The sequence below is a fragment of the Streptosporangium sp. NPDC020145 genome (assembly GCF_040631275.1).
Taxonomy (GTDB): Bacteria; Actinomycetota; Actinomycetes; order Streptosporangiales; family Streptosporangiaceae; genus Streptosporangium.
The window spans coordinates 395,905-419,615 of the sequence record NZ_JBEXZT010000002.1 but is presented as its reverse complement, the minus strand read 5'-3'; the positions used below and the strand labels follow the sequence as shown (position 1 = coordinate 419,615).

The 23,711-nt window shown below is 69.6% G+C and carries 20 protein-coding genes; 10 read left to right on the top strand and 10 right to left on the bottom strand.

Annotated elements, in window-relative coordinates:
• Positions 1 to 468 precede the first annotated feature (468 nt).
• Both ABZ463_RS04525 and ABZ463_RS04520 read right to left on the bottom strand, forming a co-directional pair.
• Positions 469 to 675, bottom strand: a complete 207-nt coding sequence (locus ABZ463_RS04525) for a hypothetical protein (RefSeq protein ID WP_352010103.1) — start codon at positions 673 to 675, stop codon at positions 469 to 471.
• Positions 665 to 2,368, bottom strand: a complete 1,704-nt coding sequence (locus tag ABZ463_RS04520) for a PspC domain-containing protein (protein WP_362772897.1) — start codon at positions 2,366 to 2,368, stop codon at positions 665 to 667. Before ABZ463_RS04520 ends, ABZ463_RS04525 begins: the two co-directional genes overlap by 11 nt.
• 142 nt (positions 2,369 to 2,510) lie before the next feature.
• On the opposite strand from ABZ463_RS04520, the gene ABZ463_RS04515 reads away from it, so the two are divergent.
• The 5 genes from ABZ463_RS04515 to ABZ463_RS04495 all read left to right on the top strand — a co-directional run bounded on the left by ABZ463_RS04515 (position 2,511) and on the right by ABZ463_RS04495 (position 7,174).
• Positions 2,511 to 3,725, top strand: coding sequence for a PspC domain-containing protein (locus ABZ463_RS04515; RefSeq protein WP_352010101.1), 1,215 nt, complete (start codon positions 2,511 to 2,513; stop codon positions 3,723 to 3,725).
• Positions 3,726 to 3,729: 4 nt separating this feature from the next.
• Positions 3,730 to 4,368, top strand: a complete 639-nt coding sequence (locus tag ABZ463_RS04510; RefSeq protein WP_352010100.1) for a response regulator transcription factor — start codon at positions 3,730 to 3,732, stop codon at positions 4,366 to 4,368.
• Positions 4,369 to 4,406: 38 nt separating this feature from the next.
• Positions 4,407 to 5,885: a glutamate--cysteine ligase gene (locus ABZ463_RS04505; RefSeq protein ID WP_352010099.1), complete on the top strand. Its 1,479-nt coding sequence runs from the start codon at positions 4,407 to 4,409 to the stop codon at positions 5,883 to 5,885.
• A 183-nt stretch (positions 5,886 to 6,068) separates the two neighbouring features.
• Positions 6,069 to 6,332 carry a WhiB family transcriptional regulator gene (locus tag ABZ463_RS04500; protein ID WP_352010098.1) on the top strand — a complete coding sequence of 88 codons (264 nt, stop codon included), beginning with the start codon at positions 6,069 to 6,071 and terminating at the stop codon, positions 6,330 to 6,332.
• A gap of 32 nt (positions 6,333 to 6,364) precedes the next feature.
• Positions 6,365 to 7,174 (top strand): CPBP family intramembrane glutamic endopeptidase, encoded by an 810-nt coding sequence (locus ABZ463_RS04495; protein ID WP_352010097.1) that lies wholly within the window; start codon positions 6,365 to 6,367, stop codon positions 7,172 to 7,174.
• A gap of 120 nt (positions 7,175 to 7,294) precedes the next feature.
• Here ABZ463_RS04495 and ABZ463_RS04490 read toward each other — a convergent pair whose 3' ends face one another.
• Together ABZ463_RS04490 and ABZ463_RS04485 are read right to left on the bottom strand one after the other, a co-directional pair.
• Positions 7,295 to 8,797 carry a M1 family metallopeptidase gene (locus ABZ463_RS04490; RefSeq protein ID WP_362772890.1) on the bottom strand — a complete coding sequence of 501 codons (1,503 nt, stop codon included), beginning with the start codon at positions 8,795 to 8,797 and terminating at the stop codon, positions 7,295 to 7,297.
• 259 nt (positions 8,798 to 9,056) lie between these two features.
• Positions 9,057 to 9,776: a PIG-L deacetylase family protein gene (locus tag ABZ463_RS04485; protein WP_352010095.1), complete on the bottom strand. Its 720-nt coding sequence runs from the start codon at positions 9,774 to 9,776 to the stop codon at positions 9,057 to 9,059.
• Positions 9,777 to 9,916: 140 nt separating this feature from the next.
• On the opposite strand from ABZ463_RS04485, the gene pcrA reads away from it, so the two are divergent.
• Entirely contained in the window at positions 9,917 to 12,142 is a 2,226-nt protein-coding gene (pcrA, locus tag ABZ463_RS04480) for a DNA helicase PcrA (protein WP_362773282.1), read from the top strand.
• A 7-nt stretch (positions 12,143 to 12,149) separates the two neighbouring features.
• Here the strand turns inward: pcrA and ABZ463_RS04475 are convergent, their stop codons facing one another.
• From ABZ463_RS04475 to ABZ463_RS04465, 3 genes are all read right to left on the bottom strand, one after another.
• Complete coding sequence (locus ABZ463_RS04475) at positions 12,150 to 13,037, bottom strand: hypothetical protein (protein ID WP_362772886.1); 888 nt, start codon at positions 13,035 to 13,037, stop codon at positions 12,150 to 12,152.
• A 149-nt stretch (positions 13,038 to 13,186) separates the two neighbouring features.
• Positions 13,187 to 14,134, bottom strand: a complete 948-nt coding sequence (locus tag ABZ463_RS04470; RefSeq protein ID WP_362772883.1) for a hypothetical protein — start codon at positions 14,132 to 14,134, stop codon at positions 13,187 to 13,189.
• Positions 14,135 to 14,584: 450 nt separating this feature from the next.
• The gene (locus ABZ463_RS04465; protein ID WP_362772880.1) at positions 14,585 to 15,535 is read right to left on the bottom strand and encodes a hypothetical protein; all 951 of its coding nucleotides are present in this window, start codon (positions 15,533 to 15,535) and stop codon (positions 14,585 to 14,587) included.
• 174 nt (positions 15,536 to 15,709) lie between these two features.
• Between ABZ463_RS04465 and ABZ463_RS04460 the strand changes: the two genes are divergently transcribed.
• The 4 genes from ABZ463_RS04460 to ABZ463_RS04445 all read left to right on the top strand — a co-directional run bounded on the left by ABZ463_RS04460 (position 15,710) and on the right by ABZ463_RS04445 (position 20,237).
• Positions 15,710 to 16,117, top strand: a complete 408-nt coding sequence (locus tag ABZ463_RS04460) for a cobalamin B12-binding domain-containing protein (RefSeq protein ID WP_184712787.1) — start codon at positions 15,710 to 15,712, stop codon at positions 16,115 to 16,117.
• Positions 16,118 to 16,287: 170 nt separating this feature from the next.
• The gene (gene sucC, locus ABZ463_RS04455; RefSeq protein ID WP_352010090.1) at positions 16,288 to 17,469 is read left to right on the top strand and encodes an ADP-forming succinate--CoA ligase subunit beta; all 1,182 of its coding nucleotides are present in this window, start codon (positions 16,288 to 16,290) and stop codon (positions 17,467 to 17,469) included.
• Positions 17,469 to 18,344 (top strand): succinate--CoA ligase subunit alpha, encoded by an 876-nt coding sequence (gene sucD, locus ABZ463_RS04450; protein WP_352010089.1) that lies wholly within the window; start codon positions 17,469 to 17,471, stop codon positions 18,342 to 18,344. Before sucC ends, sucD begins: the two co-directional genes overlap by 1 nt.
• 231 nt (positions 18,345 to 18,575) lie before the next feature.
• A complete protein-coding gene (locus ABZ463_RS04445; protein ID WP_352010088.1) occupies positions 18,576 to 20,237 on the top strand; it encodes a DUF6350 family protein in 1,662 nt (553 codons plus the stop codon).
• Between the two features lie 29 nt (positions 20,238 to 20,266).
• On the opposite strand, the gene ABZ463_RS04440 is transcribed toward ABZ463_RS04445, so the two are convergent.
• The 3 genes from ABZ463_RS04440 to ABZ463_RS04430 are packed head-to-tail and all read right to left on the bottom strand — an operon-like array spanning position 20,267 to position 23,531.
• Positions 20,267 to 21,724 carry a hypothetical protein gene (locus ABZ463_RS04440; RefSeq protein WP_362772874.1) on the bottom strand — a complete coding sequence of 486 codons (1,458 nt, stop codon included), beginning with the start codon at positions 21,722 to 21,724 and terminating at the stop codon, positions 20,267 to 20,269.
• Positions 21,724 to 23,064 (bottom strand): AAA family ATPase, encoded by a 1,341-nt coding sequence (locus tag ABZ463_RS04435; protein WP_362772871.1) that lies wholly within the window; start codon positions 23,062 to 23,064, stop codon positions 21,724 to 21,726. The genes ABZ463_RS04440 and ABZ463_RS04435 overlap by 1 nt, the downstream gene beginning before the upstream one ends.
• Positions 23,061 to 23,531: a hypothetical protein gene (locus ABZ463_RS04430; protein ID WP_362772868.1), complete on the bottom strand. Its 471-nt coding sequence runs from the start codon at positions 23,529 to 23,531 to the stop codon at positions 23,061 to 23,063. Before ABZ463_RS04430 ends, ABZ463_RS04435 begins: the two co-directional genes overlap by 4 nt.
• Between the last annotated feature and the right edge of the window lie 180 nt (positions 23,532 to 23,711).

The window sequence follows — 23,711 nt, the reverse complement described above, 5'->3', positions numbered from 1 at the left end:
GACCGATCAGGGATCGGCCCGCCCGTCGCCGAATCGAACGCCCGAAGCCGCCAGCCGGACTTCAGGCACCCCAGCCATAGAAAGTCTCGGCCCACACTTTTCCGCCCCGGCGCGAGAGTTTTCTGCCAGGACTTTCCCGGTGCCAAGCGAGAGGAGTTGATCTTGGCCTTACCGGCGCCAAGCGTGAGGAGTGTCGGCTTAGGCGCGTCGGTGTCTGGACTGAGGAACGCAGGAGCGCAGCGACGAAGTGACGAGGGAAGACACCGACCCGAAGCGCCCAAGCCCCGTGCCACCGAAGGTGGCGCAAAGAGGCAGGGCTTGTGCTTTACCGGTGTCGTGCGTGAGGAGTGTCGGCTTGGGCGCGTCGGTGCTTGGACTGAGGAACGCAGGAGCGAAGCGACGGAGTGACGAGGGAAAGCGCCGACTCGAAGCGCCCAAGCCCCGCGACGCCGCCAGGCGGAGCAAATGCTAACGCCGTACCGCCCGAGCCAGGATCGCCGCGAATCCCGCCAGCCCCAGCCCGCCGAGGACCACCGGGAGCATGACCAGGGGCTCGATGTCGGGCAGGGTGATGAAGAGGATGCCGGTGACGATGAACAGCAGGCCGCTGAGCAGGGCCATCCAGTCCGTGCGGTGCACCCGTCGGCGCACCTCGGGCTCGTTGTCAGGCCGCACGCCGTACCTCCACGTCTCCGATGCCCGCCTTGACGTCGAGCACGATGGTCGGTGCGTCGCCCTTGGGCTGGACCTCGGGCTCCAGGATCTTGTCGTAGCGGATGTCGGCACCGCCCTCGACCAGGTGGTCGATCTTGACTTCGCCGATCTTGGTGTACGCCCTGACCTCGACCCTGGCGGTCGGGGGAAGGATCACGCGGAGCTCGCCCACCGAGATGGAGGCGGCGAGGACGGTTCGCGACCCGGGGGTCAGGGGCAGTTCGCTCAGGTCGAGGGTGCCTTCGCCGATGCCCACCGCGTAGGAGGGGGCCATGTCGGCCATGCTGGTCGGCTCCCAGTGGTAGCTGCCGAACTTCCTCGGCATGCCGGTGAGCGTCGATCCGGCGACGAGGGCGAGCGCGAGGACGGTGCCCACGGCGACCAGGGCGGTGCCCCTGCCGAACCAGGCGGCGACCAGCAGGCCCGCGCCGATGGTGATGAGCATCGCGCCACCGACGGCCGTCATGTTCACAGATCCGGACGGGGACTGGGCCGCCACGATGATTCCTCCGACGATCAGGGCCAGGAACATGGTGATGACCCCGACGAACGTTCTTGGGCGCCTGGGCCTGGCCGTCTTCTGCGGCGGCGGGCCGTACATGGGCGGGCCGTAGGGAGAGTACGGCTGCTGCCGCCTGCTGGGGTCGAGCGGGCGGTAGGGGCCGTAGGGGGAGAACGGTTCTCCCGAGGAGTCGAAGGGCATCCGCGTCGCGGTGTACGGCCCGCTGGAGGCCGCCCGCACGGTTCTGTCGGCCCCGGGCGGGGTGTGCGCCGCGTTGACGGTCGTCTCGTCCGCGTACGGCCGGGCCGCCACGGGGGGCTCGGGGGCTTTGGGCGCCTCGGAAGCGTCAGGGGCCGCGGGCGCAGGGGGAGCCGCAGGGGCCGGCGACACGGATGCCTCAGGGGCCTCGGGCACCGGAGGAGCCTCGGATGCCGCGGCGGCCGAGGCCGTGGGTGTCTCGGGCGCCGGGGGGACCTCGGAACTCTCGGAGACCGGAGGCACGGGTGCTTCGGTCGTGTCCTGGTGGGGCCGTGGGTACGGCTGCGCCACGGGACCCTGGGGCGCGCCGTACGGCTCCCCGGAGGGAGGCGGCGCGGAGGAGGGCCTGAAGGAGAAGCCGGGAGGGTTGGCGAAGGACGGGGGAGCCGGGGGGTGGAAGGCCCGGTGCGGGCGGAGCCGTTCGGGCAGGGAGCGGGTGACGGCCAGCAGGTCGACGCCGCGCGAGTGGGCGGTGAGCAGCGCGATGGCGAACAGCGTGCCGACCACGACGGTGCCGGTGCCGATGCCGTCCGAGGACAGGTTGATGATCAGGCCGACGGCGAAGACGCCGGCCAGCAGGGCCAGGACGGTCTCGCTGTCGAAGTCACGCCTGGTCCACTGCTCCATGTAGCCGGGGCCGCCGTTGGTCTCCCGCATGAGCAGGAACGCCGCGATGTAGAGCATGACGCCGATGCCCGACCCCAGCACCAGTACGGCGAAGCCCACCCGGAACAGCACCGGGTCGACCCCCGTGTGGCGGCCGAGTCCCGCGCAGACACCGGTGAGCATCCGGCCCTCTTCGGCGCGCCCGAGCGTCCTGTTCCGCTGGGACGAGGGAGATGGCGAGTCGGGCGGGCTGCTCGCCGGGTCCTGCGCGTTCCCGGTGTCGTTCATGTGTCCATCGTGGCCTGGCCGGGGTGGTGGTCGCATCCGGGAGACCCCTGAGTCGTCCCCTACCGAACGAGCCTTCCTCAGGGTCCCGTCAGGGGAACGCCGGATGCGGAGATACCGTCCTACATGTGACGATGCTGGGGATATGGCTGACAGAACGATGATTCGCGACGCGGCGCCCGCGACCTCGGAGGAACCCGCCTCCCCCCGGCTGATGCGGCCGGTCGAGGGGCGGCTGTTCGCGGGTGTCGCCCAGGGCGCGGCCGCCCAGCTCGGGCTTGACCCGGTGGTGCTGCGGCTGGCCTTCGTGCTGCTCACGGTCCTGGACGGGATCGGCGCCGTGGCCTACGCGGCGCTGTGGATGTTCACGCCGCGCGAGCCGTACGAGGGCAGGGAGCCGGCGAGGGACTGGAGCCAGCTGGCCGCCTACGGCGCGATCGGCATGGCGCTGCTGGCCCTGGGGTGGCTCACCGGCGCCTCAGCGGGGGGGATCGGCGCGTGGCCGATCGCGGTCGGCGGCATCGGCTCGCTGATCCTGTGGCAGCAGGCCGACCCCGACCGGCGGCGGCGCTGGATGTCCACCACGGTCGGGCAGGTGCGCCAGAACCGGGTCCGCACGTTCGTCGGCCTCGGGCTGGTGGTCGTCGGGGCGATCGGCTTCCTGGCGGCGACCAACGAGCTGGGCAGCGCCCGCCCCGGCATCATGTTCACGCTGGTGGTCGTCGGTGGGGTCGCGCTCATCGCGGCGCCGTGGCTGGCGGCCCTGTGGAAGGAGCTCCAGCGGGAGCGGCGCGAGCGCATCCGGCAGGAGGAGCGGGCCGAGTTCGCCGCGCACGTGCACGACTCCGTCCTGCACACGCTGACGCTGATCCAGCGCAACGCGCACGACTCCCGTGAGGTGATGCGGCTGGCCCGTTCCCAGGAACGTGAGCTGCGCAACTGGCTCTACCAGCCCAAGCAGGACGCCGACGCCTCGGTCGCGGCGGCCGTGCGGCGGGTGGCGGCCGAGGAGGAGGACGCGCACGGCGTGCCCATCGAGATCGTCTGCGTCGGCGACTGCCCGCTGACCCCGGAGCTGTCGGCGATGATGCAGGCGGCGAGACAGGCTATGGTCAACGCCGCGAAGTACTCCGGCTCGCCGGTCATCTCCGTCTACGCCGAGGCGGAGCCGGAGGAGGTCGTCATCTTCGTCCGGGACCGGGGTGTCGGCTTCGACATGAAGGACGTCCCGGAGGACCGGATGGGCATCCGCCAGTCGATCATCGGCAGGATGGAGCGCAACGGGGGCAGTGCCCGGGTCAGGACCGAGCCGGGCGAGGGTACGGAAGTGATGCTGACCATGAAACTGGAGAAGGTGTGAGCGCGTGAGCACCGTCAGGGTTCTGATCGTCGACGACCACCGGCTCTTCCGCTCGGGCGTCCGCGCCGAGCTGGGCGACTCGGTCGAGGTGATCGGTGAGGCCGAGGACGTGGAGTCGGCGGTCAAGGCCATCGCCGAGCTGCAGCCCGACGTGGTGCTGCTGGATGTGCACATGCCGGGCGGTGGCGGCCAGGAGGTGCTGCGCCGGGTGCTCGGGTCGGGTTCGCCGGTACGGTTCCTGGCCCTTTCCGTCTCCGACGCGGCCGAGGACGTCATCGGCGTGATCCGGGGTGGCGCGAGGGGCTACGTCACCAAGACCATCAGCGGGCGTGAGCTGACCGACGCGATCCGCAGGGTCGCCGAGGGCGACGCGGTCTTCTCTCCGCGTCTGGCGGGTTTCGTGCTGGACGCCTTCGCCTCCAGCGAGGCCCCGCCGATCGACCCCGAACTCGACTCGCTGACCCAGCGGGAGCGTGAGGTGCTGCGCCTGATCGCCAGGGGCTACGCCTACAAGGAGATCGCGAAGGAGCTGTTCATCTCGGTGAAGACGGTTGAGACGCACGTTTCGTCCGTCCTGCGTAAGCTTCAGCTCTCCAACAGGCACGAACTGTCACGATGGGCGACCGCGCGCCGTCTGGTGTGATCTGTACTATATGTAACTTATGTGCGACTCTGCGATGTATGGGTCGTGACGTACCTGCCATGGTGTTCAGCCGGGAGGACCGCCGACGCTACCGGGACAAGATCCGGCGGTCCCTCGACGCGCTGGCGCGGATGCTGCGTGAGTTCAGGTTCGAGGCCGACAGGCCACGGGCGGGCCTGGAGATAGAGCTCAACCTGGTCGACGACCGGGGTGAGCCCACGATGAAGAACGCCGAGGTGCTGGCGGCGATCGCCCAACCGGACTGGGCGACGGAGCTGGGCCAGTTCAACGTCGAGATCAACGTCCTGCCCGAGCCGCTTGAGGGGGACGGCGCCGTACGCCTGGAGAAGGCGGTGCGCGACCGGCTCAACCACGCCGAGGAGCGGGCCGACACGGTCGGCGGCCACCTGGTGATGGTCGGGATCCTGCCCACGCTGCGCGAGAGCGACGTGCACGAGGGGACGCTGTCGGCCAACCCCCGCTACCGGCTGCTCAACGAGCAGATCTTCGCGGCCAGGGGTGAGGACATGCACCTGTCGATCGAGGGCGGGGAGAGCCTCGACACCTACGCCGACAGCATCACGCCCGAGGCCGCCTGCACGAGCCTCCAGCTCCACCTCCAGGTGGCGCCCTCGGCGTTCGCGGCCACCTGGAACGCCGCCCAGGCCGTCGCCGGGCCGCAGGTGGCGGTCGCGGCCAACTCGCCCTTCCTGTTCGGCAGGCTCCTGTGGCAGGAGACCAGGATCCCGCTGTTCGAGCAGGCGACCGACACCCGTCCCGTCGAGCTGCGGGCCCAGGGGGTGCGGCCGAGGGTGTGGTTCGGCGAACGGTGGATCACCTCGGTCTTCGATCTGTTCGAGGAGAACGTCCGCTACTTCCCGCCGCTGCTGCCCCTGTGTGAGGAGGCGGACCCGCAGGAGGAACTCGACCGGGGCGTCCCGCCCGAGCTGGCCGAGCTGACCCTGCACAACGGGACCGTCTACCGCTGGAACCGGCCGATCTACGCGGTCGTGGACGGCGTCCCGCACCTGAGGGTGGAGAACCGGGTGCTGCCCGCCGGGCCCTCGGTGGCCGACATCGCGGCGAACGCGGCCTTCTACTACGGCCTCATGCGCGTGCTCACCGAAGCCGAGCGGCCGATCTGGACGCGTATGCCCTTCTCCGCCGCGCGGGACAACCTGCACTCCGCCGCCAGGCACGGTCTCGGCGCCCGCCTCTACTGGCCGGGGGAGGGCGAGGTGACCGCCTCGGACCTGATCCTGCGCCGCCTGCTGCCGATCGCCGACGAGGGCCTCCGGCTGCGGGGCGTGGACGCGGAGATACGCGACAGGCTGCTCACCATCGTCGAACGGCGGTGCGTGACGGGCAGGACCGGGGCCAGGTGGCAGACCGGCACGGTCGAGGCCCTTGAGGCGACCGACGGCCTCGACCGGCACGAGGCGCTGCGCCGGATGACCCTGCGCTACATCGAGCACATGCACACCAACGAGCCGGTCCACGCCTGGCCCCTGAACTGAGCCCCTGAACCGAGCCCCTGCCCGGAGCGCTGTCCGAGCCCCTGTTCGGAGCCTCTGTCCGGAGCACCGTCCTGGGCGCCGGGTACGCCGCGGCGCCTACCCGGAAATCCGCCACGAGGTTGATGTCGGCGTCACCCCGGTCCGCCTAGTCTGTTGATCGGTGGTCCACCAGGGGGTGATGTCATGCGGAAGATGGTCGGGGAGATCGGCTGGGCCGTACGGGGGGCGTGTCGTGCGAGCGATCCCGAGCTGTTCTTCCCGCTGGCGCAGGCGGTCGAGCAGGAGGCGCGGGCGAAGGCGGTCTGCTCCGGCTGCCCGGTCCTGGGCGAGTGCCGCGCCTACGCGCTGAGGGCGGCCGAACCCGAGGGCATCTGGGGTGGTCTCACCGTTCAGGAACGGCGCGGGCTGCGCTTCCCGGCAGGGTGGCGGCGGCCCGAGGCCGGATGACCCATCCCGGAACTGGCAGGGACGGAGGCGGGATGACGCGACGCGTGCATCCGGAGAGCATGGGCTTCAGGACCTTCAAGGCGGTACGGCGGGCGGCGCGCGAGCGGGTCGCGCCCGTCAGGCAGCGGCAGCGGGCCGCGCTGGCGGGGGCGGTCGCCGTGCTGGCGGCGGCCAACGTGCTCAACAACCGGGTCGCGCCGAGGCTGGCCCCGCTGACCTCGGCCGTCACGGTCGGCGTCCTGCTCGCGGTCGCCCGACGCCGTGGGGTCTCCTGGTCGGAGGTCGGCTTCCAGGAGGGTTCCCGCGGCCTGTTGATCGGGGGCGTCCTGGCCTCCGCGGTCGCCGGGGCCTACGGGGTGGGGATCGCGCTGCCCGCCACCCGCGGGTTCTTCCGCGACGAGCGGGCGCTGGCGCTCTCACCGGCCAGGGTGGCCGAGGAGGCCCTGATCCAGGTGCCGTTCGGCACGGTCCTGCTTGAGGAGGTCGGCTTCCGCGGGGTGGTGCACGCCCTCGTCGCCCGTTCGCACGGGCCCGTCACGGCGACCGCGGTCTCCTCGGCCCTGTTCGGCCTCTGGCACGTGCTGCCCGCGATCGACATGCTGACCGCGAACCCGGCCCTCGGCCGCCTGGCCGCGGGGGAGGACCCCACGCCGGGCAAGCCGTCCACGCGGGAGGTTTCCCGGGCGGTCGCCGGTTCCGTGGTCGCGACGGCGCTCGCCGGGGTCGTGTTCTGCGAGCTACGGCGCAGGGGAGGCCTGGCCGCGCCGTCGCTGCTGCACGTGGCGACCAACTCGCTCGGCTACCTGTTCGCGCGGCTGGCCCCCGCCGACACCTCTCGCTGACGTGACGGTCCCCGCGCCCTGAGAGGGACACGGGGACCGTGGGACGTGCGTGCTCAGCGGATTCCTGTGGGTGCGTGAACGGCATCCCTCCTTTCCGTGTTCCGCGCCGGGACGCGCGGGTCAGTGTTCGGCGTGGTCGGACAGGCCCTCGCGCTGGATCTTCTTCCAGGACCTGGGCTCCTGGAGCGGGCCGGTGGGGGCGGCGCTGCGGGCGTTGGCCGCCACCGGGGGCGAGGCGGGCTTGCCGGCGGTGAACAGCCAGGTCCTGAACAGGTCGTCCAGCGGCCTGCCGGCCAGGCGCCCGGCGTAGGCGACGAAATCCTCGACGCGGGCGTTGCCGTACTTGTTGGCCACGGGCCAGCCCTTGAGGATCTTGAAGAAGGTCTGGTCGCCGACCTCGCCGCGCAGGGCCTGCAGGGCGATGGCGCCCCGGTTGTACACCGCGGCGTGGAACTGGTTCTCAGCACCCGGGTCGCCCGGCCTGACCTGCCAGAACGGGTTGTCCGCCGGGTAGAAGCCGTAGGTGTAGGCGGCCAGCTCCGCGGCCGTCCCCTCGCCCTCCTTCTCCGACCAGAGCCACTCGGCGTAACGTGCGAAGCCCTCGTTGAGCCAGATGTCGCGCCAGGTCCTCACCGAGACGTCGTCGCCGAACCACTGGTGTGCCTGCTCGTGCACCACCACGTAGGGGTTGGCCCCGCTGCGGAAGTGACGCGGGCTGTAGAAGGGCCTGGTCTGGGTCTCCAGGGCGTAGCCGGTGGGCACGTTGGGGACGTAGCCGCCGATCGCGTCGAACGGGTAGGGGCCGAAGACCCCGGTCTCCCAGTCGAGGATCTCCGCGGCGCGCCCGACGCTCGCCTTGGCCGCGCCCTCGTCGGCGCCGAGGTCCCTGCTGTAGGCGCTGAAGACCGGCAGGCCGCTCTCCGTGGTGTCCGTGACGATCTCGAACCTGCCGACCGCGAGGGTGGTCAGGTAGGTCGCCTGGGGCTTGGCGGAACGCCAGTTGTAGCGGGTCCAGCCGAGGCGGGAGACGGCCGACTGCAGCGTGCCGTTGCTGATGGCCTGGGTGCCGTCGGGGACGAGGACGGAGACGTCGTAGGTCGCCTTGTCCGAGGGGTGGTCGTTGCTCGGGAACCACCACCAGGAGCCCTCGGGCTCGCCCGCCGCCACACCGCCGTCGGGGGTGCGCAGCCAGGGGTTGATGCCGTTGACCGTGACCTGGGACGGCGTGCCCGCGTATCTCACCACCACGGTGACGGGCTGGTTCCTGCGCAGGGGCAGCGCCGGGGTGATCTCAAGCTCGTGGGCGCCCGACCGGGCGAAGGTCGCCTTGCGGTTGTTGACCAGGACCTCGCTGACCGTCAGCGCGAAGTCGAGGTTGAAGCGGGTCAGGTCCTGGGTCGCGGTGGCCGTGATGGTCGCCGTGCCCTCCAAGTGGTCGTCGGCGGGTTGGTACTTCAGTCTCAGGTCGTAGTGGGCGACGTCGTATCCGCCGTTGCCGTAGTCGGGGTAGTAGGGGTCGCCGACCCCCGGCGCGCCCTGGCCCGCGGTGACGGCACCGGCTGGCAGGCTCGTGAACATGCCGGCGAGGGCGACGACTGCGGTGGCGAGGACTCTCTTGCGCACGTTTGTCTCCATCCGGTCGTTAAGCATGCATTACCTACCTGAATACTAGGTAATGTGGGCAAAGCTTACAAGAGACGAACGCGATCGTGGTCTCAGACGGTCAGGACACGCTGCGGACCGGTCGGACCTTCTCGGATTCCTTCGCGGTCACCGCGGTCGCGAGACGGTCTCCGGGCACTCGACGCGGACGGGAGGAGGCCGCCCGCCCACGCGGGCGGCCTCGGACTCCGCCGAAAAGGTACGGCTCGCAGGTCGGAGGTCAGACGGTCAGGACCCGCTGGAAGGCCTCCGCGTAACGGCCCTCGCCGAAGCCCGCCGTGACCGCCGTCTGACCGAACCGGTCGCGCACGAAGCCGTCGAGGTCGTCCATGTGACTCACCTGGCTGGCGTGGGCGCGCAGCGCGTTGATCTTGCGGTCCACGGTCTCGGTGATGTCCACGTGGTGGTCCGGGGTCGGCGAGCCGTTGAGCCAGACCTCCCTGACCGTCCACGCCTCAAGACCCTCCTGGAGGAGGAGCTCGGGGAAGGCGTAGGGGTTGCGGGCGTCGGGGTAGACGGCGTCGAGCGCGGCCCCGCCGACGGCCCGGTGGTCGGGGTGGCTGGGGGCCACGAAACGGTAGTTGCGCTCCGGCGAGTGGGTGATCACCAGGTCGGGCCTGACCTGGCGGATGACCCGGGCGATGTCACGCCGCAGGTCGAGACTCTGCACCACGGAGCCGTCCGGGTAGCCCAGGAAGCGCACGTCGGTCACGCCGACGGCCTTGGCGGCCGCGGTCTGCTCGCCACGGCGCAGCTCGGCCATCCCGCCGTTGTCCACCTCCCGGTCGAAGCCCCCCGCGTCGCCGTCCGTGACGACGCAGTACGTCACCTCGACACCACGGTCGGTGAAACGCGCGATCGAGCCCGCCGCGCCGAAGTCGACGTCGTCAGGGTGGGCGGTGACCACGAGCACCCGCTCGATCTCGCTCTCCGACAACATGTGCGCCCCCTCGTGTCGTTCACGTACTGATGAATTCTCATAACCGTCCACCGGCCCGCCCACATTCCTGGACCCGGCTGTCGGCGGGCCGCCTTACCCTAGGGGACGTGTCGATCCCAGCCGCTCCCCTGACCCACCCGTTGCTCGACGGGCTCAACCCCCAGCAGCGTGAGGCCGTCGTGCACCACGGCGCCCCCCTGCTCATCGTCGCGGGCGCGGGCTCCGGCAAGACACGGGTGCTGACGCACCGCATCGCCTACCTCCTGGCCGAGCGTGACGTCAGGCCGCAGGAGATCCTGGCCATCACCTTCACCAACAAGGCCGCCAGGGAGATGAAGGACCGGATCGACGCCCTCATCGGCCCGCGTTCGGCCTCGATGTGGGTGATGACCTTCCACAGCGCGTGCGTGCGCATCCTGCGCAGGGAGGCCAAGCGGCTCGGCTTCCCCACGAGCTTCTCCATCTACGACCAGGCCGACTCCCAGCGGCTGATGGCCATGGTCTGCAGGGAGATGGACCTCGACCCCAAGCGTTACCCGCCGCGCTCCTTCTCGGCGCAGGTCAGCAACTTCAAGAACGAGCTGATCGACTACGAGACGGCCGCGGCCCAGGCGGGCACCCACCTGGAGCGCACCCTCGCCGAGGCCTACCGCAACTACCAGCGCAGGCTCACCGAGGCCGGCGCGATGGACTTCGACGACCTCATCATGCTGACGGTCACGCTGCTGCAGATCTTCCCCGACGTCGCCGAGCACTACCGGCGCCGCTGGCGGCATGTCATGGTCGACGAGTACCAGGACACCAACCACGCCCAGTACACCCTGGTCAGAGAGCTGGTCGGCTCTCCCGAGCTGGTCACCGCGGACGGCGAGGTGGTCAGGGAGGGCACCGTCGACCCTGCCGAGCTGTGCGTCGTCGGCGACGCCGACCAGTCGATCTACGCCTTCCGCGGCGCGACGATCCGCAACATCCTGGAGTTCGAGCGCGACTATCCCGACGCCAGGACGATCCTGCTCGAACAGAACTACCGCTCGACCCAGACGATCCTCAGCGCGGCGAACGCGGTGATCTCGCGCAACGAGAGCCGCAAGCCGAAGAACCTCTGGTCCGACCAGGGCGCGGGGCCGAAGATCATCGGTTACGTCGCGGACAACGAGCACGACGAGGCCATGTTCGTCGCCCAGGAGGTGGACAGGCTCGCCGACGACGAGGAGGTCGTCCCCGGCCAGGTGGCCGTGTTCTACCGCACCAACGCGGCCTCCCGGGTCTTCGAGGAGATCTTCATCAGGACCGGCCTGCCGTACAAGGTGGTCGGAGGGGTGCGCTTCTACGAGCGCAAGGAGGTCCGCGACCTGCTGGCCTACCTCAGGGTCCTGGCCAACCCGAACGACGTGGTCTCACTGCGCCGCATCCTCAACGTGCCCAAGCGCGGCATCGGCGAGCGGGCCGAGGCCATGGTCGAGGCGTTCGCCTCCCGTGAGCGCGTCTCGTTCTGGGAGGGGCTGCGCCGGGCCGACGAGGCACCGGGCATGGCCACCCGCTCGCTCAACGCGATCAAGGACTTCGTCGCGCTGCTCGACGGCCTGCTCGCCAAGGCGGAGACGACGCCGCCCTCGGAGCTGGCCCAGGAGGTGCTTGAGGCCACCGGCTACCGCGCCGAGCTGGCCGCCTCGGAGGACCCGCAGGACGAGAGCCGCCTGGAGAACCTCGACGAGATGGTCTCGGTCGCCTCCGAGTTCGAGGAGGCCAACCCCGAGGGCACGCTGGTCGAGTTCCTCGAACAGGTCTCGCTGGTGGCCGACGCCGACCAGATCCCGGCCGGTGACGGCGGCCAGGGCGTGGTCACGCTGATGACGCTGCACACGGCCAAGGGGCTGGAGTTCCCCGTGGTCTTCCTGACCGGCATGGAGGACGGCGTCTTCCCGCACATGCGTTCGCTGGGCGAGCCCAAGGAGCTTGAGGAGGAGCGCAGACTGGCCTACGTCGGCATCACCCGGGCCGAACGGCGGCTGTACCTCTCCCGCGCCGCCGTCCGCAGCTCCTGGGGCGCCCCCGCCTTCAACCCGGCCTCCCGGTTCGTCACCGAGATCCCGGCCGACCTGGTCGAGTGGCGCGGCGATCCCGGCAAGAGCGCCTGGAGCGCCGCGACGACCCGCCGTGAGGCACGTCCCGCCCAGCCAAGGAAGACCGGCGGGCGGCAGGTCCCCAACCTGGCCCCCGGCGACCGGGTCACCCACGACCAGTTCGGCCTGGGCACGGTCGTCTCGGTCGACGGGGTGGCGGAGAAGACCAAGGCGAAGATCGACTTCGGGAGCGGCGGGGAGAAGACCCTGCTGCTGACCTACGCGCCGATCGAGAAGCTCTGACCCCGGTTCACCCGGTGAACAGGTTGTTGAGGGAGACGTTCCCGGGGTCGGCGTCGCCGATCCTCAGCTCGTCGAAGTCGGCGACCTCGGCGGCGGACGGGGCCTTGAGCGCCGAGCGCAGGCCCCAGCCGCCGTACTGGGTGTCGTTGAGATAGGTGACGTCGACGCTGGTCAGGCCCCGTACGGACTGGACGTACGACGAGACGGCACGCCGGGGGAGCTGGTCGGCGCCGAGGTAGAGCCGCCAGCTCACCTTGAGCGGGGCCGACTTGGCCGAGGGCTTCGCGCCGAGCACCGCGCGGGCCGACGGGGAGATCCGGTACAGCTCGCCCAGGGTGAAGGAGCCGGAGCGGACGACGGTCCTGGTGCCGTCCAGGGTGCCGCCGGGACGGCCGGGGCCCGCGTGGGCGAGCGCGGCCCGCAGCGTCGCGGGCTCCAGGGGGTTGAACAGCCGCTGCGCGGGGTTGGTCATGGAGAGGACGTCGTCACGGCTGCGCAGCCACTTCTTCCCCTCGGGAAGGGAACCGGCGTAGACGCCGCCCTGGGTGTAGGAGACACCCTTCACGGTGACCGTCCGGGAGGGGGCGAACGGCTCGGAGGGCGTGCCCTCCTCGGCGGGCAGCTCGAAGGAACTGGTCAGGTCGGACGCCACGACCCCCGAGGGGCCGAACTCCAGCACGCCCTTGACCCGGCCGTACACCGTGCGCGGGTTTCCGCCGTCGCCGACGAGCTTGGCCCTTTCGACGATCCTCACCCCGTGCCCGGCCTTGAACCGCCCCTTCAACGCCGCCACGGGATCGGCGGCGAGGGCGTTGGCGGGCGGGGCCGCCATCAGCAGGGGGAATGCCAGGGCCGTGAGGGCGGCACCGGTCAGGACGGCGGTCGTTCGCCTCATCGAGAAGATCCTCCCGGGGTGTCCCCGCGTCGTCGCAGGGGGGTGAGGAGATTGTCGCCCACCCAGGGGATCAACGAGACGTGCCCGGCGGACACGGTCCGCCGGGCACGTACATGGTGGTCGTTCTTCCGACTACCGGGAGGCACCCGTCACTGCCGGGCGGCGCCCGTCGCCGGACGGTCGACGAGGGTGTTCACCCCGCCGCGCAGGATGGCGAGCGGAACCTCGGGCCCGTCGAACTGCAGGTCCTTGAGCTCGGCGACGGTCTCGGACGCGGGCGCCTTGATCGACACGATGCTGCCCCAGCCGCTGTAGACGGTGTCGTAGACCAGCGTCGTCTTCTTGTCCGGCGTGTAGCTGGTCGTCAGACGCTTGGGGAGCTGGTCGGCGCCGACGTAGAGTTTCCAGCTCACCACGGTCTTGCCCGTGTTGCCGGACAGGGAGACGGTCTGCGAGGCGCGGAACCACGGCGAGACCTTGGCCAGCTCATTCCAGGTGATCTTCCCGGAGTAGAAACCGGCGCGCTTGGTGGTGGCGTGCGCGAGCAGCGCCTTGAGCGTCGTGGGCTCGGCCGCGTTGACCGACTGGGTCGCCGTGCCGACCATGCCAAGCGTTTCCTGGGGGAAGCGGACCCATGTCTTGTCCGCGGGGATGAACTCGCCGAAGACGCCACCCGAGATGTAGGACGTGTTCCCGACGCGGATCACCCGCTCGGACTTCGTCATGCCCTTGAACAGCTTGGCGATGAAGTCGTCGACCGCGTCATCCTCGCTGTCGCCGGAGCTGGAGGACTCCTCAAGCGCCTCAAGGGCTTCGAGGGCTTCCTTGTCCAATCTGTACTTCCCGGTCTGGTCGGATGCCACGACACCCGACGGACCGAACTGCAGGACGCCCTTACGGTCGACGGCGACCTTGCTCTTCTGGCCCTTGGTGTAGGCCTTCGTCTTGTCGACGAAGGTCACACCCTGGCCGCTGACGAGCTTGCTCTTCAGCGCGGCGACCGGGTCGGCGGCCTTGGCGTGCGCGGTCGACGCGAGCGCGGGGACGCTCACCACGGCCATGGCCGCGCACGCCAGACCGGCAATGTATCGCTTCAAAGGGGGATTCCTCCTGGATATACCCTCCGCCCCGTTCGGGAGGGTTCAGGGTATTCATATCAGATATGATCATCATAAAATGCGATATCTGATGGCTTATTCGTAGTTGGTTGTGAATATTTGGTGCAGTGTCTTTCTGGTCACCTTCCGTGAGCCCCGCCGACGCCCTCGCTCACTCCGCACCGCCCAGGACCAGGCAGACGCGTGAGCCGTACGGCGGGCGGCCGGAGCGGGGCGGCGGGGCGGTGACGGGGCGTGGCGTCCGACAGGCGAGTGCGGCGCCGAACCGGGCGGGACGTGGCGTCCAACCGAGACGGACGGGAATGCCGCCGGAGGCGATATGCGAAAGGCCTGCTCGGAGAGAACGGCCGGGCATTCGGCGGCCGTGATTCGCTTTCCGCCTTTATGGATTCCGCGGTTGCACGCGAGATCCGGTGAGCCCGGCGGTCGTCAACCGCGGCCGGAGGCGCCGACGGCCGACTCCCGGTTCTCGACGGGGGCATCGACGACGGGGGCCTCGACATCGGAGGTCCCGGCGTCGCCTCGGGGGGACGGCGCGTCCTCGCGTCCGGCACCCGACCTGGCCCCCTCGGCGGGGGAGTTCGGCGTGCGCTCGATCGCGGCGCCTGAGCCGAGGTGACGGGCGTCGACGACCTGGTCCGCGGGCGGGGCGGTCACGACGATCCCGGTGCCCCAGCCGGTGTAGCGGATGTCGTCACTGCCGTGCGGGTCCTTGGTCACCAGGCGGGTGGGCAGTCCGCGGGTGTCGAGCCACAGCCGCCAGCCGACCGAAAGGCGGCCCGTCTCGGCGGGCAGCGTGTAGCCCCGGCGCTCCCTGAAGGAGGGGGAGGCGTCGTACAACCGCTTCAGGGTGACCGTGCCCCGGTACTGGACACCGCCCTTGTACGGCAGGCGGTCCTTCGCGGTGCGAAGCAGGAGGCCCAGGGTTGAGGGTTCGAGCGCGTTGACCGCCTGGTCGCCGAGGAGGACCTCCCAGCGGGTGTTCCTGCGGGTGTCGCTGACCCAGGCCTTGCCGTGGGGGAGCCGGTCCGCGAAACGGGGGGAGGAGGTGTAGTTCACCCCGCCGACGGTGATCACACGCTCCGCGCGCAGTTCGGTTCTGCCGCCGGAGACGGTTCTTGAGACGTCCCGCCGTACGACGTCCAGGCCCGCGAGACCCGAGGGGGACAGGCGCAGGACACCCGTGCGGCGCGAGCTCAGGGTGCCGCCCGCCGAGGGGGCCTGGCCCGACTCGGCGATGCGGACGCCGTCCCAGGACGCCAGCCGTTGCCTGAGCGCCTTCACCGGGTCGACGGCGGCGGCCTGCGCGGCGGCCGGAGCCGTGATGGTCAGCGCCGGCGCGAGCAGCGCCGCGGCCAGCGGGGCGATCCATCGCCTCATGGGGTTCACCGTCCTGTACATCAGTTTTCACATGGGGAGGGAAAGGCATCATTCCAGACAATGATCATGAATGTGTCGAGATTTCCGGTGGTCCCGTGAAATCCGGCGGGGCATCGCCGGTTACGCTGCGAACAGCTCTTCCGTAGCGCGTGGAGCGCGGACAAGGAGGTCTGCATGGAAGCCGAGTCGAGGATTCGCGTGGTCATCGCCAAACCCGGCCTTGACGGGCACGACCGGGGCGTGAAGATCGTGGCGCGGGCACTGCGGGACGCCGGGATGGAGGTCGTCTACACCGGCCTGCACCAGACGCCCGAGCAGATCGTGCGCACCGCCATCCAGGAGGACGCCGCGGCGGTCGGTCTCTCCGTCCTGTCCGGGGCGCACATGACACTCTTCGCCAAGGTCATCGAGCTGCTGGCGGAGAACGACGCGAGCGACATCGTGGTGTTCGGCGGCGGCATCATCCCCGATGAGGACATGCCCGAGCTGGAGCGCATGGGAGTCGCCCGGGTCTTCACCCCGGGAGCGACCACCCAGGAGATCGTCGATTGGGTGCGAAGCGCGATCCCGTCCCGCGTATGATTCCGTCCCGCGCGAAGAGGGCCCTTTCGTCCGCGAGGACCCGGTGACCTGGCCACGCCCCTCGGGAGGCTAGGCTTCTTTGGCGCAAAGACGCCGGGCTCCCCCATGAGAGCGAGGAGCCGGCCCGCCCACATTCTGTACACCAGCCGCACAAGCAAGGACGGACCCTCGTGGACCTGTTCGAACATCAGGCGAAGGAGCTCTTCGCGGAGTACGGCATCCCGGTGCCGCGCGGTATCGTCGCGCACACCGTGGAGGAGGCACGAGCGGCAGCCGAGCAGCTGACCGGCCGTGTCGTCGTCAAGGCACAGGTCAAGACCGGTGGCCGGGGTAAGGCGGGCGGCGTCAAGGTCGCCGACGACGCCGCCGACGCCGAGCAGAAGGCCACCCAGATCCTCGGCATGGACATCAAGGGCCACACGGTCCACAAGGTCCTGATCGAGGAGGCCAGCGCGATCGCGGAGGAGTACTACTTCTCCTTCCTGCTCGACCGCGCGAACCGTACCTTCCTCGCCATCTGCTCCGCCGCCGGCGGCATGGACATCGAGGAGGTCGCGCACACCGCCCCGGAGAAGGTCGCCAAGGTCCCGGTCTCCCCGCTGGACGGCGTCGACCGCGCCAAGGCCCGTGAGATCGCGGTCGCGGGCGGCCTGCCCGAGGTCGCGCTCGACGGCGCCGCCGAGCTCATCGAGAAGCTGTGGGCCGCCTTCGTCGACGAGGACGCCTCCCTGGTCGAGGTCAACCCGATGATCCTGTCCGCCGACGGCCAGGTGAAGGCCCTCGACGGCAAGGTCACCCTCGACGACAACGCCTCCTTCCGCCAGGCCGAGCACTCGGTCTTCGAGGACAAGGCCGCCGAGGACCCGCTTGAGGCCGCGGCCAAGGCCAAGGACCTCAACTACGTCAAGCTCGACGGCAGCGTCGGCATCATCGGCAACGGCGCGGGCCTGGTCATGTCCACCCTCGACGTCGTCGCCTACGCGGGCGAGGCCTTCCCCGGCCAGCCCAAGCCCGCCAACTTCCTCGACATCGGCGGCGGCGCCTCGGCCGAGGTCATGGCGGCCGGTCTGGAGATCATCCTCTCCGACCCCTCGGTCAAGTCGATCTTCGTCAACGTCTTCGGCGGCATCACCGCCTGTGACGCGGTCGCCAACGGCGTCGTGTCCGCCTTCCAGCTCCTGGAGAGCCGCGGCGAGGCCGTCAGCCGCCCCCTGGTCGTCCGTCTCGACGGCAACAACGCCGACCTCGGACGGAAGATCCTCGCCGACGCCAACCTCAAGGGCGTCGAGCTTGTCGACACGATGGACGATGCGGCCAAGCGCGCCGCCGAGCTCGCCGCGGTAGGTGCGTAATGGCTATCTGGCTGACCGAGAACAGCAAGATCATTGTTCAGGGCATGACCGGCGGCGAGGGCACCAAGCACACCCGCCGCATGCTCGCCTCCGGCGCCCGCGTCGTCGGCGGCGTCAACGCCCGCAAGGCCGGGACCGTCCACGAGGGCCTGCCCGTCTTCGGCACCGTCAAGGAGGCCATCGAGCAGACCGGCGCCGACGTCTCGGTCGTGTTCGTGCCCCCGGCGTTCACCAAGGACGCGGTCAAGGAGGCCGTCGACGCCGAGATCCCGCTCTGCGTGGTCATCACCGAGGGCGTCCCGGTCCACGACACCACCGAGTTCTGGGCCTACGCCGTCGCCAAGGGCAACAAGACCCGCATCATCGGCCCCAACTGCCCCGGTATCGCCTCCCCCGGCGCCTCCAACGCGGGCATCATCCCGGCCGACATCACCACCGCGGGCCGTATCGGCCTGGTGTCCAAGTCCGGCACGCTGACCTACCAGCTCATGTACGAGCTGCGTGACTTCGGCTTCTCGACCGCCGTCGGCATCGGTGGCGACCCGGTCATCGGCACCACGCACATCGACGCCCTCCAGGCCTTCCAGGACGACCCGGCGACCGACGCGATCGTGATGATCGGTGAGATCGGCGGAGACGCCGAGGAGCGCGCCGCCGCCTACATCGAGCAGCACGTGACCAAGCCGGTCGTCGCCTACGTCGCGGGCTTCACCGCCCCCGAGGGCAAGACCATGGGTCACGCGGGCGCGATCGTGTCTGGCTCGGCCGGAACCGCCCAGGCGAAGAAGGAGGCTCTGGAGAAGGTCGGCGTGCGCGTCGGCAAGACCCCGAGCGAGACCGCCCGCCTGATGCGCGAGGTCATGCAGGCCCGCTAGGACATCCCGGCAGGCCACAGGTGAAGGCGCCCGTCCTCGACGGGCGCCTTTCCCTGTTTCCGGCGTCCCCGGCCGCGCGGATCATCGCACGCGCGAGGTTCCCGGCCGCGTGGGGTTGTCGGCCGGGCGGGGCCGTTCGCACACCCCGGACGCACATCCGCCCGTACGGCGCCGCGACACGCGGGGCGATGAGTGCCTTCCCCGTGGAAGATCCTGAGACCATCGACTATTGTGACGGCCCTTCTCGACCAGCTACGGACGGCTCCCCGGAACGTCCTCAGCCGTATCCCCCTGCCCGGCGTCACTGGTGACGACGACGACGTCCGCAGGCCGCTTCCCGTCTCGGGGATGCTCGCCGCGGTGTGGACGCTCGGCGTGGGTCTCGCGGTGCTCACCACCTTCACCCTGGTCGGCTGGATCGCCTCCCCGAGGGGCGCGTTCAGCAGCGGCCTGCCCGGGGTCTTCCGTACGGCGGCGCAGTTGTGGCTGGTGGCCCACCACGCGGGGTTCTCCATCTCCGGCGGGGTCATCGGGCTGCTTCCCCTGGGGCTGACGGTCCTGCCCGCCTTCCTGCTCTACCGCGCGGGCGTCTGGATGACCAGGGACGCCGACCTGCGGCTCAGGATGCCCGCCAGACTGCCGAAGAACAGCCCGAAGGACGAGGCCAACGCCCGGCGCAGGGCGCAGCTCGTGCTGGTCGCCCAGGCGGGTGTCTCACTGGCGGCGCCGTACGCGCTGCTGGCGGGGGTGATCGCGCTGATCACCGACAACGAGGTCACCCAGCCGTTCATCGGTGAGACGCTGCTCAGCCACCTGCTGCTGGCCTTCGCCGCGGGCTCGCTGGCCACGGCCAGGGCGATCGGGCCGTGGCGGGCGATGCTGAGGTTGCTGCCCGAGCGCCTGCGCGCGGCCCTGATCAGCTCGGCCGCCGCGCTGGGGATCATGCTCGTGGCGGGCACGGTCCTGGTGACCGGCGCGCTCGTGGCGAACTTCTCGCAGGTCAGGGCGTTGTCGGAGATCCTGGCTCCCGGCTTCGTCGGGGGGTTGCTGCTCCTGCTGATCCAGGTGCTCTACCTACCGAACGCGATCGTCTGGGGCATGGCCTACACCGCGGGCCCCGGTTTCGCCGTGGGCGCGGGGACGCTGGTCGCCCCGACGGGGGTCCAGCTCGGCGTCGTGCCCAGCCTGCCGATCCTGGGGGCGCTTCCCGAGGCCGGTCCCACTCCGGCGTGGGTGATGGTGGTGGTCGCGCTGCCGTTCGCGGCGGGGGCGGTCGCGGGCGTCCTGAGCGTCAGGATCGCGCCCTCGCCGACCTACGAGGGCGCCCCGCTGTGGGGGTTCGCCTGCGGGCTGTTCACGGGCGCGGTGGCCGGGGCGCTGGCGGCGCTGTCCGGGGGTCCGCTCGGTGGCACACGGCTCACCGTGGTCGGCCCCGCGGCCTGGGAGGTGATGCTCTCGGTCACCCTGGAGGTCGGTGTCGCCGCGGGGATCTCCGCGGGACTGGCCAACTGGTGGCTGATCTTCCGGGGTCAGAACACCGCCGTCGCCAGGGCCGCCGAGAGGGTCGGTACGGCGACCGCCCCGGTCCGCAAGGCGGGTGTCAAGATCGCCAAGGCCGCGGGCACCGTGGCGAGCAAGGTCGGCCTCGCCGATCCCGAGGAGCTGGGCAGGCTGCCCGGCCACTGGCTGGACGCCACCGAGTGCGAGACCCAGCCGATCCCGGTCATCAGGGACGACTGGCAGGACGAGCACGCCTCGGCCGCCGCGGAGAGCCCGTCGAAACCGGTCGACCGGGAGCCTCCGCGCCCACCCCGGCGTGACATCGTCGACGAGTCGGACGACAAGGGCGGCCACGTCATCTACCTGGACCCCTACGCCTGGGACCGCGACTGATCCCCGGCTGGATGGTTCGGCGGCTGTGGTTAAGTCCTGACCCGTGGCACGCCGCCTTTGCGACCGATGGAGAAAGCGACCCGATAGACATCGGGAAGGTCGATACGGCCGTCCTTGCGGCGGCGCATCACCCCCAGATCGATGAGTTCGCCGATGAGATCGGGATAGCGGTCGGGGTTCCGCGGACCCGTCCTCACCGCCTCGCTTCCAACGGTGCCCGTCATCTGCCGCTGAAGGGACTCGGTCAGCTCGTGATCGGTCCACAGACCGATCACGAGACTCTCGTCGATGGGGACCTGCTGCCCCGCGAGAGGGGCTATGGCCGTCTGAACCCATGGGAGGTCTTCTCTGATCTCCTCCACACGGGTCGTGGACGCCGCCTGAACGCCCCGCCGGATGCCTTCGTGGTGGATGGCATAGGGGTGGGTGGCATACCGTGCCTCGGTCTCCTCGACCGCCTTGGCCAGCGCGTTGAGGAAGCTTCGGGGACTGACCTGCTCGGCCCCGTCCATCAGATGGTTCGGAAGCCAGGTGTAGGTATGCCCCTTACGGAAGTTCGCCCCCATGTAAGGGCCTGCGATGGCCGTGAACAGGGCAGTCTGCTGATCTTCGTCACCGAGCAGTGAGGGAGGGGGAAGGTGACGTCCGGGAGTGGGCTCGGTCCATCCGGGGACCGAGGCACGGAACCGTTCTGCCTCGGTGGTCGAAACGTTACCGAGGTGATGGAAGAGAAGTCCGTACAGATTCGGAGGAGACCAGGTCAGGTTGGCCGCGTTCGAGGTGAGCTTCGAGGCGTCGGGGAAGGACAGAAGCGCTCCATCGAGCATGTCGGGCCGGATGAAGACCTTGAACCGGATGTTCTGGGTGCGCAGCCGTACCTCAAGGGCAAGCTGGAGGATGCCGGCGACGAGTTGATCCGCGTGGCGGCGGTCCCGATGGAGATGCTCCAGGGCATCGAAAAGGATCATCCGCAGGGTTCCGTCGGTCCTGGCCTGCCGGTCGGCGTCGGCGATGACCCGATCCCTGGCCATGGGATGCTCGCGCACCCATCTGATGCGCTCCTCCCAGGAGAGGACGTTCTTGAGATCGGGTACGCCGAGCGCGGCCAGGAGCACGGTGTTCCACACATCGTGGGCGGCGACGTCACGGCCCACCAGGTGGTGCAGCTCTCCGGGTCCCGGATACAGGTCGGAGTCGATGGCCGCGCCGTACCCCGCGTCGACTCTCACCCGTGCGAGCCGGTCGATGAGGTATTCACTGGCAGCGACCGCCCGCAGGCGATCGTCACGCAGAGATCTGAACCAGAAGGTCTTACCGGCGCCACGGCCGCCTTTGACGACCGTGGTGTCCACATCCAGCGCGCGCCGGTGCCCGGCGGGCGTGAACAGCGTGCTCACAGTCGGTTCGATGGTGTCCGCGTCGTATGTGCTCGGCAGCGCGGCACCGAGCAGCGCGCGGAGCTCCTGAGGAGGGAGCAGGACGGTCATCATGCTCCTTCGAGGATGAGACGAGTGGCGGTGGTCAGAAATTCGTCATAGGCGGCCTGTACGAACCTCTGCTCGCTCCATCCGGGGCTGGACACCCCGTCGAGGCCGACGAGATCCAGGGTGAACAGGATGGGGACGGGGGAATGCGGGGCGGAGAGGTCCTCGGGGCTGGGGTTGAAACCAGTCGAGTCGTCGGCTGGCAGGTCGTCGTAGAGAATGGAGAAACACGCCCAGGAACGATCACGGAACGTCGAGAGATATTCCGCGCGGTGCGTGTCCGGAACCATTGAGGCCACCATCTTCACCTTGTCGCGAATCGCCTCCGCCTGGCCGGAGGCCTGCCAGGCGGTGAAGAGGTCGCGGTAGCCGTTCCACGTCTGACTGTTGTCGGAGCCGAACAACAGAGCCAGGTCGCACAGCCGCGAAATGGTGACCGCGGCGATGTCGTGGATACCGGCCCGGCTGTCCAGCAGGATGACATCCGGTCGGCGGCTCCGGGCGGCGACAGCCGCCTCGCAGGCGGTCACGGCCTGTTCCAGCCGGTCGGCGAAGGTGAGGGACGGAGTACCGGGCACGCTCCCGTAGACGCGGTTGAGTTTGTCGACATACGTGTACGGCGCCGTCCCGGAACCACGGCCTCGTGCGGGGGCGACCCACAGCTCGCCGTTTCCCGCGACCGAGATGCCGGAGGCCGTCGCCACGAGATCCAGACCGTCGGCGTTGCCGAGAGCGAACTCGACGAGATGATCGACCAGGCCGTACTGAGGCGTGTCCTCTTCCCTGAGCAGCAGAGGACCTGATCCCGGCGATTCGAGGTCGAGATCGAGGACAAGGACGCATGATCCCTGATCGGCCAGGTGCTTGCCGAGCATGAACGTGGCAGTCGATCTTCCGACACCCCCCTTGAATCCGTACAACGCGATCCGTGTGGTGCCGACACCGGAGTCCTCCGTCCGAGGGGTGGTGACAGGCGCCCAGTCCTCACCGACCACACCGTTGTCCAGCACACGAATGCGCCCGTGTCCTTGGGAGACCTCCTGCCCTGGAAGGTCGATCAGATGGGGGGATTCGAAGACGGCTTCTGGAGCGAAGAGGTCGGAGGCGAGCAGGACGGTGTTCGCGGCGGCATAACGACCGAGGCGCTCGGCCAGTTCGGTGCGCCACCTGTCGGCCGACTCCGATGAGACCTTCGGAACTCGGTCGTCCAGCGCCAGGCTGAAACGTCCCAGGATGTCACGCACCAGTACGGTGTCATACCCCTGGGCCGCCGTCGCTCTGGCCACGGCCAGGGCGACGGGCCAGGCATCGTCAAAACGGACGGTGGTGTCAGGGGTGGTCACTGGATGGCTCCGGTAATGAGCGCCTGCTGATGCAGGGTGAGGATCTGCGTGGCGGCTGCCTTGCGCTGGGTCATGATTGTCGTGCTGAGCGATGGGGCCTTCAGATAACGGTCGGCGACGTCCCAACTGGCGAAGGGGGCGGAAGAGGTCAGCACAGCACCAAGTGTGCTACCTGTCCGGCCTCGGAGCAGAGTCGCCACGTCGGACCAGATGCCGGGCAGGTGGCCGTGCCTCGTATGGTTGCCACCGGTGTCAACGGTCCATGGGTAGTGGGAGGGTCTGCCTCTGGCGTCGATCATCGTGGCGTTGAGGTAGCGCAGGAGAAGGCTCTTCAGCGCGCACTCCACCGCGAATCCGTAGTGATGGTCGGCGTTGGGGAGCCGTTTGTCGTCATGCAGGTAGACCGCGTCCCGGTAGTGGCGCAGAGCGGCGTGAGCGTAGTCGTCTTGGGCAGAGGACGGGGGCACGCTCGGATCTTATTCACTGTTTTCGCAGGGCAGAGATGTTTGCCCTGGGGGAGGTGACACCTGGCGGGATGGCCGATATAGGACGTTCCCGGGAAATTCGGGAAAAACCAGTGGGTTGTGGGTACTCCCTTGGGGAGTGTGATTCGGCCCTCGCGGTTGGATCGTGCGCAAAAGGCGCGG